The following is a 13,877-nucleotide window of genomic DNA, read 5'->3' as shown; positions in this document are numbered from 1 at the left end:
GATCAATTAGGCGCAGTTTGAGCTGCAATAGGTTGGGCAGGCTTTTGCACTTTATCTTTGAAGAATAAGGCAGTGAAGCCCACGCTTCCCAAGCAAAGAGCAACGGGGATGACAGCTATGCCATAAGTCAAAGCTTGAGAAGACTGAGGCCCTCCCATGGCATTGACCATTCCGCCAATGGCTGTATGGAACGCATAGCCGAACGTCATAATGATCATATTCGCAACAGCTGTCGTTAAACCAGCTACATTTTCGCGTACATAAGTCGAAGCCTTATAGATTGCCAAGATTTGATAAGCAGAGCAGATGCCCACTAAGACAAAGCTAAAGCTGATGGAGCTTGCCGAGGGACGCCAGATCAGCAAGACGAAAAAGCTTGCGGCCATGATGATCCCGGCACCGATAATGGTTCCCAAATAGTTGCCCGTCTTCTCGGCGACTAAACTTAACAAGGGAGCGCCAAAGCACATGCCAATGAAAATCATGGAAGGCAAGCTGCTGGCCAATGTTCCGTCAAATCCATAGACTTGCTTTAAGAAGGCTGTTCCCCATACATCTGCAAATCCCTCCAAGGGGCCGACCATTAAACCTGCAAAAAGGCAGGAAAAAATCACGCGGTTGTTTCCCAAGACTTCCTTGATATCTGCCATCACTGCTGTCTGCTCACTACTCTTGATGTCCGGAACAATCCAAAAAGTGGCAACAGCTAAGGCAATTCCGGCAATAGCAAAGAATTGGATCACAGCTTGGTAGCCTAATACGTCGCGCATATAGCTAACGGGTGCGCCTCCATAGATCGCTCCGATTAAGCCGATGGTTACGGATAAGCTCAGCATCCGAGAGAAGCGCTTCTCGCTAAAGGCCATGCGGATGATTTTAAATAGGCCTAAGATTGCGGCAGACGATCCTATGCCGATTAAAGCTCTTCCCACAATGGGATAAATCCAGTGGTCGGAGAACAACAGCGGCAGCAGGCCTATCACGGTCAGCACAATGCAGCCTGCCATGACTCTCTTTGGGCCATAGCGATCAAGCATAATGCCGATAGGCAAGTGCATCAAAGAATAGCCGATATAGTAAACGCCGGAAAACTGGCCGAATGTCGCAGCGCCAATATCAAAATGCTGCATGATATCGCCCATCATAATATTGGGCATGACTCTTAAAATATATTGGTAGGCATAAAAGACAGAGGCAATAATCCAAACCATCCATGCCATCATGCGTGAATTAAACATATTTATTAACTCGCTTTTCAAGTGTATTTCAAACTAATTTTTCATTTGTCTTTCCGCTTCTCAGCTTGTCGGAATGCGGAAGGAAATTTTGCATTAACGCAATTGTCTTCATCAATGAAAGCAATCGAAAGGCCTACTGTTATCAAACATCCAGAATTCAATCGCAGCTAATTTTGAGAAGTCATTGATAAGAAAATGGGCAAATAAGGAGAATCCAGCCTTATAGGCTAAGAAGGAGAAGGGGACGAAGGAGAGACAAGGAGAGAGTCATATGAGGGCAAGACGAGGGCGTTGACGGCGCAGACATTTGCATAGAACTCATGTAAAACATAGTTTAAACTCCTTATTGGGGTCCTTTGGACTTAAAGGTTAACATGTTTTTTGTATTATTGTCCATTAAATTATTTTTTAATAACAATTTTATTAAAAGAATTCAATTTTGCATTTGCAACGCGTTTTCATTTAAGTTTATACCGAAACAAGGCGTTTTGGTAAGCTAGATGGAATGATATTTAAATCTTATTAAGGTGAGCGGGCATGCAGGCGAATTTGATTGCGGAACGTCCAAAAATTGGAGTGGGTGTCGCTGTTCTAAAAGAGGGAAGGGTGCTGCTTGGCAAGCGAAAAGGTTCCCATGGAGAGGGGCAATGGGCCTTTCCGGGCGGGCATTTAGAATTCAATGAAACGCCGGAAAATTGTGTTGTCCGTGAATTAGAGGAAGAAACGGGATTGAAGCCGCTTTCCATCCTTCCAGGTCCTTGGACAAATGACATGATCGATGGGTGCAAGCATTATGTCACGCTCTTTATGTTTGTGACAGAGTTTTCCGGGCATCCGGTTGTTTTAGAGCCGCATAAATGCGAAAATTGGGACTGGTTTGAATGGGCTTGTTTGCCTCAGCCGCTTTTTAAGCCGATTGAATCCCTCATCGAAAAAGTCGGAATGAATTATTTGAATGAGCTGTCCAAGTCTGCTCTTTCCCTTGCTATCCCCAAATGAAATTGATTTTTATGCAGAAGGATGGCAGGGAAGGTAATTTTTATAGATCTTCCAAATTTGGCTATTGACTTTCTGCGAATACAAAAATGTCGTGTGGCCATATGCAAACAGCGATTGGAAATGCGTCGAGTAATCGGGAAGGGCCGAAAAATCCGGAACAATAAGATCCGTTAGGCTTCCCATGTGATAGCTACGGGCCTTGATGGCATCCGAATCATTCTGTTGCAAAGCATGAACAAAGGAAGAGTTCAGGCGCATCTCTTCCGCGTCTTTTCCGATTCCAACAGAAGCGAGCGGAGTTCCTTTAAGAGGAGAGGCCAGAGTAATAATGGCTTTGATTTGCTCATCAGCGCAGCTTTCAGCGCATTTGAGGCAGACGAGCCCTCCCATAGAGTGGCCAATTAAAATAGGCGCTTGCCCAGTGGCGCGGATGATGTCCTCAACTTTTTCCTTTACCTGCTGAGCATGTGTTTCTATGCTATGAAAGGGGGTAGGCAGATCGATTGAATAGAAGGCTCCTAGAGGAAGCCCCTCTTCCCGTGCTTTCCTTTCCAGCTGGGCAGCATGGAAAAGTCCTCCAGTCCCATTGTGGAGATAGCCATGCACGAACAAAATAGGAGGGGATGAAGAGGACAAACTATTTGGGGATGGCTGAGGCCTTTGCATGGCATTCGTTAAAATAAGGGGAAAGAGCGCTAATAACTCTAAAAGCGATGACTGCAGATAAAGGGCAAAGCTTGCTTTGCGCAGCATGACAGGCAAAAAGAGGAAATGGGCTAGCGCTGTCGATGCCACAATCATCACTGACATGGCCGTTAAGGCACAATAAAAGGGAATGCCCAATGTGATCTTTATCGCTTTGAGCGGTCTTGGTTCGGGAGAGGTCAAAGAGCGCCACACTTGTTGGACTGTAAATTGGACCATCGCTTCAGCAGTGGACGCAAACGATCGAAAAGAAGGGGGATTCTCAATGGTAAGCGAAGTCGTCTGGGGATTAAGATAAGCATTGAGAAATGGCGTCATTTTTTCTCCTTAAAGAAAATAATGATGAGAAAATTATAACCTGTTTTATCAATTATTAAAACTACTATCGAATTGTTAATTGTCTATAGTCAGGATTATTTCCGTTCTAGGAAGCAAGCTGTGAGGAAAGAATTTTTATCCAGGCCGTTATGAATTCGATGATCATCTCTTAAAGGATTTCTTAAAACTGCTCCTGGCATGGACTCGAGTCTTTTTTCCTAGGAGAAAATAATCTCAAATCTAGGCCATTATGAGTTTTAAGAAACCTTCTTGGAATGCCTTTTCTTTAACGATTTATTTTAAAAAAAGCAAAGCTTTTATTCCGGTACAATGACAACCTGCTTTTTGGGGATTTTTGAAAGCAAGTCGGCTTTTATATTGGTATGGGCTTCTACGAGCTCTGGTGGAGTAAGGGCCATCCATTCGGCAAGAGAAATGCTTGCATAGTAGCTGCTTTTGAAAGTTTCCAAGAACCGCATATCAGTATCGCCTGTATTTTCGATGTAGTGGCCCATTGACTTGGGAATATAGCCCACATCGCCTGCTCCAAAATCCATGGTGCGGGCACGCCCGACGGCAGAAAAGACAGTTATGCGCCCCTTGCCGCTAATAATATAAAGCCATTCATCCGCATTGGGGTGCCAATGCAGCTCGCGCATGGCGCCTGGGCACAGCGTGACTAAGGCGGCGGCGATTTGTGTGGAAATGGGAAAGTTGTTGGAATCGACAACCCGCGCCTCTCCTCCTTGATTAGATACGTTGGGTTTTTGATCGTATAAGGAATAAGAAAACGATTGTGGAACGCTGCCGGCAGGGCCTGCTGCCAATTGGATATCTTCCTCTAAAGACTTCGACACGGTGCCCGGGAAAATATACAATTCCCTTTGAGGGATATTATTAAGGTCGTAAGGAGTCCAGCCGAAATTTTTTGCCAATATATCAACGGGAGTATGGGCCATCCAGTCGCTGATCAAAAATGTTTCATTTTCAGAAAATTGCCCATCGTCGAAGATGAGCAGAAATTCGCATCCGTCGGGTCCCAGTCCTTGAATAGAATGAGGATAACCGGAAGGGAAATACCATAAGTCTCCCTCTTTTACATCATTGACAAAGCTCCTTCCCTGAGGATCGATGCAGGTAATGCGCGCATGGCCATAGAGCATGATCGCCCATTCGGATGCCTGATGCCAATGCATTTCTCGAATAGCGCCTGCGATAAGGCGCATATTGACGCCTGCAATGGTGGTCGAAATGGGAAGATCGCTGACAGTCACTTGCCTTGCCCATCCGCCCTCTTGCAGGCGTTTGTTGGAGCGTGAAAAGGGAAACCAAAAATTTGGAACGTCACCCCGGTCGGTTGAAGGAGGCATCTCGGAAGAAGGAGCTAAATCCCTCTCTAAAGGATTTTTTGGACCGGGGTCCGTTGCGCTTTCCGGGTTGATTTCCGCAAGATCGAATCCTCTTCTCTCATTATCCGGATTTCCGGTTGGTAAGGGCTCAGTGGACTTTTTCATAGTTTTTCCTTTTTTAATAGAGCGGGCAAAATCCTCATTTGGGGACAAAAAAGAAATGAGGGATGACAAAGAAATGAAAAAATTCTTTTAAAATTTATTTTATGCTATGAATGAAATAATTCCAAAAAATTATTATTAGGAGGCGAAAATGAAAGCCATTGCTAATTCTTCTCAACTTAGTACACCTAATACGTTAGGGGAACAAGCCGGCAAAGCCGTGGCGGAAGCGCTTAATCCTTTAGTGGCTGATGCCTTTGCTCTTTACGTTAAAACAAAAAATTTTCATTGGCATCTCTCGGGGCATCACTTCCGGGACTATCACCTCCTTTTTGATGAGCAGGCCGATCAAATCTTTGCTATGATCGATGTGTTGGCTGAGCGTGTGCGCAAATTGGGCGGGACGACGATCCGTTCGATTGGCCATATTAGCCAGCTGCAAAATGTTCAAGACGACAACGATGAATTTGTTCCTCCTTTGGAAATGGTAAAACGGTTGATGGAAGATAATAAAAACTTGGCTGCCCGCATGCGCGAGGCCCATCATGTTTGCGAAGAAAATGAAGACGTGGCGACAGCCAGCTTTTTAGAAGTCTTTATCGATGAGACAGAGCGCCGCACCTGGTTCCTCTTTGAAATCCAAGTCAATTCGCATTAATTTTGACAGAAAGACTTCTAAGTTTTAATTTAACGGCAAACTCATTACGCAGAGGAGCGAAGGCTTTCTCTGCGCTAATGTTATTTCTTGCAACAACTTACTGCTAAAATAGGTGTCTTTTCCTGTTGTCTTCTCTATCTTTTCCTTTGCGATTTAATTTTACTAAACAGAAAACGATCCAGCCCCTTATAATTCTTTTATTTGTTCCTAACCCTTTGAATGATATGAAGAAATGCCGTTTATCTACTCTTAGAAAAATTGATCTTAGGACAATTTGGATGTCCGAAGCGCAAGATTTTACTCCTTGGCTGGCGCAAGAAGACAATTTGGCTTTGTTGGGCAAGACTTTAGACATGGAGCTAAAGCTAGAGGTGTGCGAGAAAGATGTCGGTCCTTTTCGCGCTGATATTTTGTGTAAAGATTTAAATACCGACCGCTGGGTATTGATCGAAAATCAGTTAGAGGCGACCGACCATAAGCATTTAGGGCAAGTCCTCACTTATGCCTCCGGACTTAAAGCGCTTGCCATCATTTGGGTTGCTGGCCATTTTACAGAAGAGCATCGGGCGACTTTAGATTGGCTGAATGAGATCACCGACGAGCGTTTCCACTTTTTCGGTTTAGAAATTGAATTGTGGTCGATCGGGGAATCGTTGCCTGCGCCGAAGTTTAACTTGGTGGCCAAGCCCAACAATTGGAGCCAGCAAGTGGCCAGTGCGGCTAATAAGCTCTCTTTCGAAGACTTGACGGAAACAAGAAAAATTCAGTTGGAGTATTGGCAGCGATTAAGCCATTATTTGCGTGATAAAGACTCTATTGTTCGCCCTCAAAAAGCCAAGCCGCAGCATTGGATCAATTTTGCGATCGGACGATCGGGCATGCATCTATCGGCTTCTGTGAACTCTCAAAAAAAATCCATTGCTGTCGAGCTATATCTTCGGGATATTAATGCTAAAATTTTCTTCAATTCGCTTTACAATCAAAAGCAAGACATTGAAGACGAGCTTGGCCATCCGCTCGAGTGGATGGAACTTCCTGAAAAAACCGCTTCGCGCATTATCCTTTCTACGCGCTCTGCCAATTTCCTTAAAAAAGAGGAATGGGAGAGGCAGCATGAATGGCTCAAACATTATCTCGAAAGATTTTGGCATGTCTTCGCCCATCGCGTGAAGAATCTGTAGGGATGGGTTTTAATATTCTCTTAATCGTGAATCAGTCTTGCATGCAAGACTAATTCACGAAAAGAATAGATCGATAGTGTCCTAAAAAGCTGGTTTTTAGGTGTTGATGGCTGTCTCTTCTGCCAGATACGCCGGCCGGACAGGAGCGTTCTCTTCGACAGAAGGAGAAGAGACACCTAAAATTTCACCGGATCGCTTGGACACATAGCGGACTAAGGCGCTCATATGAGGGATGACCAAAAAGGCCAAACCGATATCAATGACCGACCAGACCGTTTTCACACCTGAAATAGTGCCTATGAAAATGACACAGGCCGTTACGATATAGTACAAGCGGATGCTTTTGTTTCCCGTCAAATATCCTAAGCATTGGCTGCCGTTGTAGCTGTTCCCCAAAATCGTTCCGAAGGCAAAGAGGAACGTGCTAATGGCCACAATGGTTACGCCATAATGGGAAAAATATTGCTTGAATGAAGCGGCGACCATGCTGATTCCCAAAGGAAGCTCTGGATCTTGCCAGGTTTCAGTCATCAAAGCCACGCATCCGGAGATAAAAGAAATCAAGCCCGAGGTATAAGTAGAAAGCATGGCTAGTGTTCCCTGCGCAACGGAGTCTTTTGTTTCGGCCATCGAGTGAGGAATAGTCTGCGTGCCTACGCCGGCCTCTGTTGCTTGCGTGCCTTTAAATACACCCCAACGCATAGAGCTGATAAATCCCCCCACCAGCGCGCCGGTTGCCATCGCATAAGGCTGGAAGGCTGAGGAGACGATTGTCTGGCAGATTGCTCCGAATTGGTCGATGTTCGCTCCAATGATCCATAGGCTCGAGCCAATATAAAGGGTAAACATCAGTGGAACGAGTTTGGAAGAAAGCGAACTGACGCGCTTGATGCCGCCCATCAGGGTCACTAAAACTAAGAGGGAAATAAAGGCTCCTGAAAAGACAGTCGGGATGCGGTAATCGCCCAGAAGAGGGGAATCTAAAATAGCGGCCAACTGGTTTGCTTGAGCGGCAGACCAGGCTGTCATGAGGAGGCATCCAATTAAAGCATACCATTTAGCGGCGGCAGGGGACAAAATGGCTTGCAGATACTGCATCGGTCCACCTTGAATTTGGCCATTTTCGAGTTTCTTTCTAAATCTAATGCATAAATTCACTTCTGTATAGGTCGCCGCGCTTCCCAAGAAAGCCGTTAAGAGGAAGCCTAATAAAGCACCCGGTCCTCCCCAATGAATGGCAATGACAGGGCCGACAATCGTGCCAATTCCAATGGTTGTAGACATGGCAGTGAAAAGAGCTCGGTAGGGAAGGATCGTATAAGCTCCCTCCTTTTGGTTGCTTTTTAGCACAGATGCCGTCAACATTTTAAACAGTGTCGGAAAAAGCCGAAGCTGTACGAAGCGCATTTTAAAAGAGATAAATAAGCTGCCAAATAAAATAAACAGGCAGGAAAAAAATAAAATATAATCAACTATCCTTTCGATAGTTATTTCAGCAAACATACGTATACCTAATCAATTCTTAAATATTGTGTTATAGCCCTAAGAGGGATTAAAACCGCTAATGTCTAGATTTGAGGTTTAATATACCCTCTAATGCAAATGCTTAACATTAAATAAATCAAGCACTTGGAATTCTCATAAACGCGTTTACTTCTTTAAAACTAAGCTTTTCTGATCAGCTTAATTCAAAGATCTTTAGCCTGGCATTGGCTTAAAGGTAAATAATGTAAAAATAAAAGGGAAAAACGGGATTAATTCTGTTGATTGCAATTAGAATTGCATTGCTGGAAGGAGACGAGGATGGAAAGAAGGCTATTCATTTTCTTTGATAGGGATAGGGATGCCGCCATACACATAAGGAAATCTCCTTTAAAGGTTAAAAAAAATTTTATTGACAATCCAATCATACAATCAACTTTAAAAAAACGTTTATATATTTAAATCTAATACGGCTATTGATTTTTTCACACAATTGAAATAATTGCAAGGCTCTTTTCCTTTCCTCTATTGACTTGAATCTCAAAATTATCCATGAAGGAAGATCTTTGTCACATCCTATAAAATCAACGGAGAAGATATTTATGAGTCCAAAACCTTCCTCTCGATGGATATTGAAAAGTTTTTTCTTTCTGATAAGCGCATGCTGTTTGTCTTTTGCTTTTCCTCGCGAGCTGTGGCAAATTTATCAAACCCGCTTAGCCATGGCATTTGGCGAAATTCAACTGGATACGGAAGTCTACGTGTTCACGGATTGGCAGTGTGCAAATTGCGCCAAGCTCGATGCCGTTCTAAAACCGTTTGCCCCCGATCTTATTAAAAAAGCTAAGCTTTATTTTGTGGATATTCCTGCCCCTGCGACTGAATCGCTGACCCGTGCCAATGAGTCCTTTCTTTTAAGGAAGGATAAGACTCTTGAGTCTTATTTTAAGCTTCGCCAAGCCTTATTTCAATTAGCAACCGCCACTCCTAAGCTGTCAGAAGTGAATGTTAAAGAAGCCTTAGAACAGAACAATTTGACGCTTGAGCCTATCAATGACGATTTGGCTAAAGTGGCAACAACAGTATTTGACAGCCTCATTAAAAGCTTAAAGGTCTCTCAAGTGCCTACAATTGTGATTTATAATTTAAGAACACACCAGCAAATGAAAATTGAAGAGATGGATCAAATGAAGCCGCAAGTCATTGAAGATGCCATTGAGCGATTAAGGCAGCCTGTCAAGCAAACTGAAGAAAAGAGAGCAGAACCTCTGCAAGAAAATAGGAAGGGAACGGTTCAGGCAAGCGCCAACTAAGCTGAAAAAAGAAGAGGCAGGCGCCTGTCGGCGGCATGCCTCTTGAGCGACCAACTAGCGTCCTTGTCTGACACTGTAAACGATATTCGTGCCATCCAAGAAGAATGTGCTGCCTAGTGAATTGCCTGTGACGTTCTCAAAAATTTCTACGACTCTATTGCCGCGCTTAATAGCGACGAAATCGGCTGTAGTCACAGCACCTGGAACGGGGAAATCACGAGTGATTACATAGCCTGCTCCATGAACAGGATCAGTCAATGTTAACTGGCGTGTTAAAAGAGGAACGTTTCCTTGGTTAGTGCTAAGGACTGTCAATGGCGATCCGACAGATCCTAAAAAAGCAGAAGAGCTAAAAAAATTGACTACGCCATGTCCGGCATCATCATAAGTGTATTGTGAGACACTTGAGCTAGGTGTCAACGATCCCCCGGATGATTGACTGGTTGAAGCGTAGTTTCCTGCAAATTGTTCCAGTGTGAAGATATTGCCTATTCCGTGAAAGGCTTCAGCATGAGAAAAGCTTGGCATGAAAGCAAGGGCTGCTAAGGCAAGCAATTTGGAAAATTTAAACATGATTGTCTCCTATGGATTTAGTGTTTTTACAAATTCGTAATGAGCTGATAGGTGAGAAACTCTCAGATCCCGTCCACTAGCAATTTGTAAATATGACTTTCTAAGAAAGTAATATCTTCTTGATCATTAGCTGCAAATTTTAAAAAAATCAAATATTTTTTTACTTTTATCTTGGAACAAGAATAGAAAAGAGAAGAGAGGGGCAAAGGCGAGCCGAAGATACCGCCTTTGCATAAAAGGGAAGACGATTAATCACCAGAAGGAATTAGAACAAAGGCATGCCTTTTACCGTCAAATTGGCCTTGTCCAATGATATAGCCATTATCATTGATTCCCGTCAGAAATTCTATTTCGCTCCATAAGGATTCCGCTTGATCAAGTCCAATAAGCAGATTTAAAGGAATGATTTCGCCTTGATTCCATAAAAGAGAGACGATTTTTTGGCTTTGCAATTCTGAAATTTGAAATCCGATGATTTGATTGCAGTTATTTATTGCCAAAGGGGCAAAATCCTCTAAAGCGATCAAGCCTTGTTGAGGATCCCATAGAAAGCCTTTATAAATAGATTGATTCTTAATGGATTGAAAGATAATGACTTGTCCTTGGTCGTTTAATTCCCGTCTGGCTATATTCACGTCTTTCATAATGTCGGTAACGGTTCCTTGAGCAGGGTCGTATAAGACAAGCATGGGAATATTGCTATTGTCGTCTTTGATCCATCTTCTGCCTAAAATCAAGCCTTGGTTGTTCATGCTATAAGCGGTACTGATGAAGTTGGGGTCGACATCTTGGAAGACGCCATTTTGCCAAATGGCAAATTGCGTTGCCTTGTTAAGGTCGTGGGAATTGGCAAGCAGGATTTGCTGCTTGTCATTGATCGTTAAAATTTTTAGCTCTTTATTGTCCCAACCAGAAGACTGTTGCCAATCTTCTAATTCTTGCATCTTCCATTGCTTGGGAGCGCCAATATCTTGGTAAGATCCATCGGGGTTAAAGATATACACATGTTTAGTCCGTTTATTCGTAAAAAACCAATAATTGGTTCGATGCCAGAATAGGCAGGCAACTTGATTATGATTATTAATTAAAGGCAGTTGATAAGAGGAGGAAAAAGGCAGAAGGGTCAAGCCGCTGTCCAATTGCCAGATGAAATCGCTGACTTGATCTCCAGTCTTCGCATAGCCTACCACTGCATTTTGATTATTAATTGCCGTGGCATAGCTTTCATCGGCTGTCAATGTCCCCAGATCTTGAATGATAAAATTTAAGCCTTGTAAATGCCAAGGAAGACAACCAAGGACAAACCCTATCGTCCATTGAATGATTTTTTTCATCTATTACCTCATTTGACTGCGCTATTAAAACACCTAGGAATCATAAAGAGAGAGTTGATTTCATTCAATTATGTAATAACTTGAGCTTTAATATTTTCTTAAACTTATTGTCTTCTTTTTTGTGTTTATATTTAATCTTAATAAAAAATTAATTTATTTTTAGTAGAATTTATTCTAAATATTTAAATAATTATTATTAAAAATAAAGTTGATTATGAAAATAAAATTCTTAGATACTTATCTTCCTTCCAAGTATTCCGTTCCTGTAAAAAACGCTGAATTAGAAGAGACAAAAAATTATGCAGGGAAAACTTACATTTTATTAGGCAAATCAGAGCGAACTGTGCGTTTCAATCAGCGTATTTGGATGGGAATTTTCGCCATTGCTCATGCGATATTTTCTTTGGGTATTATTTCTTCTTTTATTGAAAAGAGCAAAGAGGAATGGAAAGCCTTTTGGAGCGGAAAGAAGAGTGTCGTTTTATATGGCTCTCCTTTTTTATCCAATAAAATCTTGGCTAACCAAGGCGATGCAAGAGCGCAATTCACTCTAGGGGGCATGTATGCGAATGGAGAGGAAGTGCCTCAATCAGACCAAGAAGCTATCAAGTACTATCAATTAGCGGCTAATCAAGGCCATGCGGAAGCGCAATTCCATATGGGAACCAGGTATGAGCAAGGGCGAGGTGTCTTTTTATCAGATGAGAAGGCTGTCGAATACTATCAATTAGCGGCTAATCAAGGCCATGCGGAAGCGCAATTCCATATGGGAACCAGGTATGAGCAAGGGCGAGGTGTCTTTTTATCAGATGAGAAGGCTGTCGAATACTATCAATTAGCAGCCAATCAAGGCCATGCAAAAGCTCAATGCAATCTGGGAGTAATGTATGTGAAAGGACGAGGAGTGCCTCAATCAGACGAGAAGGCGGCGGAGTATTTTCAGTTAGCGGCGGACCAAGGTGATGTAGAGGCACAATTCAATCTGGGAATCATGTATAAACATGGACGAGGAGTGCCTCAATCAGATGAGAAGGCGGCGGAGTATTTTCAGTTAGCGGCGGACCAAGGTCTTGTAGAGGCGCAACTCAATTTGGGAATCATGTATGAGGAAGGACAAGGAGTGCCTCAATCAGATGAGAAAGCTGCCGAGTATTTTCAATTAGCAGCCAATCAAGGTCATGTAGAGGCGCAATTCAATCTGGGAATCATGTATGACGAAGGACGAGGAGTCCCTCAATCAGATGAGAAGGCTGCCGAGTATTTTCAGTTAGCGGCCAATCAAGGTGATACAGATGCCCAATTCAATCTGGGAATCATGTATGAGGAAGGACGAGGAGTGCCTCAATCAGATGAGAAGGCGGCGGAGTATTTCCAATTAGCAGCCAATCAAGGTGATGCAGATGCCCAGTTTAAACTAGGTGTCCTGTACGCAAGCGGACGAGGAGTGGAACGATCAGACGACAAAGCCATTCAGTATTTTTTATTAGCCGCAGACCAAGGCAAGGAAGAGGCGCAATCCAATTTGAAAATTATGTATAAAGCAGGACGAGGAATCTCTCAATTAGATGAAAAAATGATTGAGCGTTACCAATTAGATAAAGAATCAAGCGTCACTCCATTTATATCAAAAGTCAGTTCTTTTGTTTCTCCAGCCTTCAACTTAGCTGCTAAAGCTTTTCTCCCTTCATCGTTAAGAACGGCAGGACAACTGGCAGTAAATAGTGCAAGGCTGGCTTACCAAGGAAAAAGGAGAGCAAGTGCGCTTGTTGCTATGAATGCCGTCACTCATTTATTTGTTTACTCAACAAAAGCCATGATGAAGTCTTTGTATCCTGACGCTTATGAAATGGCAAAATTGGAAGCGTTATGTGAACAAGGTTTTAATCCAAGCTAGGTATTTATTTTAATAAGCAAGCACCCTCAAATTTATTTGAGGGGTGTTTCCTTTGGTTCAATAAATTTTTCCATTTTTATAACTAAGCAAACAAATCATACTATTTAAGATTATGGATGTCTTAATACGCCTTCTAAGAATCGCTCTTGAAAAGAAGGGATTTGACATCTGAAAAAAAGAAAAGCTTGAATGTAATTTTGTAATGGTGTACCATTACAGAAAAAGAGGTTGAAATGACAATGAGCTCAGAAGAGGAATGGCGGGGGTTTTTAGAGTGGTGCAGGAAGATGCGCTCAACCGAAGAGCTCAATCAATTCTTTCAAGTGTTTTTGACTTTTGAAGAAAGAGAAACGCTTGCTTCCCGATATGCCATTGTCAAGGGACTATTGGAAGAGCAATTAACGCAAAGAGAAATGGCTGAAGAATACCAAGTCAGCATTGCTCAAATTACCAGAGGATCGAATGCGTTAAAAATTATCGATCCCAAATTAAAGCAGTATTTAAAAAAATTGCTATCACATAAGAAGAGTAAAAAAGATGAAGACTGAATGTTCTCTTAAGAAAAGAGTCGCCTGTGCTCAAGCGTCTTGCCTCTCTATTTGTTTGTTCCCTTCTTCTTTCTCTGTCTGGTGGGCGATCGCCCGTTAATTCCCTTATTCATTTTCATACGT

Annotated in this window: 12 protein-coding genes; 6 read left to right on the top strand and 6 right to left on the bottom strand. The window is 42.7% G+C overall.

The features are described from left to right. Positions 1-2: 2 nt before the first annotated feature. The gene (locus BN3769_RS09250) at positions 3-1,238 is read right to left on the bottom strand and encodes an MFS transporter (protein WP_068469842.1); all 1,236 of its coding nucleotides are present in this window, start codon (positions 1,236-1,238) and stop codon (positions 3-5) included. 537 nt (positions 1,239-1,775) lie between these two features. Here BN3769_RS09250 and BN3769_RS09245 point away from each other — a divergent pair. Further along, on the top strand, positions 1,776-2,237 hold the full coding sequence (locus tag BN3769_RS09245) for a nucleotide triphosphate diphosphatase NUDT15 (RefSeq protein WP_068469840.1): 462 nt from the start codon (positions 1,776-1,778) through the stop codon (positions 2,235-2,237). A 9-nt stretch (positions 2,238-2,246) separates the two neighbouring features. On the opposite strand, the gene BN3769_RS09240 is transcribed toward BN3769_RS09245, so the two are convergent. Further along, entirely contained in the window at positions 2,247-3,260 is a 1,014-nt protein-coding gene (locus BN3769_RS09240; protein ID WP_068469838.1) for an esterase/lipase family protein, read from the bottom strand. A 317-nt stretch (positions 3,261-3,577) separates the two neighbouring features. Continuing rightward, complete coding sequence (locus BN3769_RS09235) at positions 3,578-4,774, bottom strand: cupin domain-containing protein (RefSeq protein WP_068469836.1); 1,197 nt, start codon at positions 4,772-4,774, stop codon at positions 3,578-3,580. Positions 4,775-4,922: 148 nt separating this feature from the next. Between BN3769_RS09235 and BN3769_RS09230 the strand changes: the two genes are divergently transcribed. Both BN3769_RS09230 and BN3769_RS09225 read left to right on the top strand, forming a co-directional pair. Then, complete coding sequence (locus tag BN3769_RS09230) at positions 4,923-5,429, top strand: Dps family protein (protein WP_068469833.1); 507 nt, start codon at positions 4,923-4,925, stop codon at positions 5,427-5,429. Between the two features lie 278 nt (positions 5,430-5,707). Then, a complete protein-coding gene (locus BN3769_RS09225) occupies positions 5,708-6,610 on the top strand; it encodes a DUF4268 domain-containing protein (protein ID WP_228840664.1) in 903 nt (300 codons plus the stop codon). 96 nt (positions 6,611-6,706) lie between these two features. On the opposite strand, the gene BN3769_RS09220 is transcribed toward BN3769_RS09225, so the two are convergent. After that, entirely contained in the window at positions 6,707-8,113 is a 1,407-nt protein-coding gene (locus tag BN3769_RS09220; RefSeq protein ID WP_068469831.1) for an alanine/glycine:cation symporter family protein, read from the bottom strand. A gap of 581 nt (positions 8,114-8,694) precedes the next feature. Here BN3769_RS09220 and BN3769_RS09215 point away from each other — a divergent pair. Beyond that, positions 8,695-9,405: a DsbA family protein gene (locus tag BN3769_RS09215; RefSeq protein ID WP_068469828.1), complete on the top strand. Its 711-nt coding sequence runs from the start codon at positions 8,695-8,697 to the stop codon at positions 9,403-9,405. Positions 9,406-9,459: 54 nt separating this feature from the next. Here the strand turns inward: BN3769_RS09215 and BN3769_RS09210 are convergent, their stop codons facing one another. Continuing rightward, complete coding sequence (locus tag BN3769_RS09210) at positions 9,460-9,978, bottom strand: hypothetical protein (protein WP_068469827.1); 519 nt, start codon at positions 9,976-9,978, stop codon at positions 9,460-9,462. A gap of 248 nt (positions 9,979-10,226) precedes the next feature. Then, on the bottom strand, positions 10,227-11,312 hold the full coding sequence (locus BN3769_RS09205) for a hypothetical protein (protein WP_068469825.1): 1,086 nt from the start codon (positions 11,310-11,312) through the stop codon (positions 10,227-10,229). A 214-nt stretch (positions 11,313-11,526) separates the two neighbouring features. Here BN3769_RS09205 and BN3769_RS09200 point away from each other — a divergent pair, with 214 nt between their 5' ends. Continuing rightward, positions 11,527-13,206, top strand: a complete 1,680-nt coding sequence (locus tag BN3769_RS09200; protein WP_068469823.1) for an SEL1-like repeat protein — start codon at positions 11,527-11,529, stop codon at positions 13,204-13,206. A 239-nt stretch (positions 13,207-13,445) separates the two neighbouring features. After that, positions 13,446-13,754 carry a trp operon repressor gene (trpR, locus tag BN3769_RS09195; protein ID WP_068469917.1) on the top strand — a complete coding sequence of 103 codons (309 nt, stop codon included), beginning with the start codon at positions 13,446-13,448 and terminating at the stop codon, positions 13,752-13,754. Positions 13,755-13,877: the final 123 nt, after the last annotated feature.

Source organism: Candidatus Protochlamydia phocaeensis (genome assembly GCF_001545115.1).
In the GTDB taxonomy this organism is placed as follows: domain Bacteria; phylum Chlamydiota; class Chlamydiia; order Chlamydiales; family Parachlamydiaceae; genus Protochlamydia_A; species Protochlamydia_A phocaeensis.
This window is presented reverse-complemented; position numbering and strand designations above follow the sequence as displayed.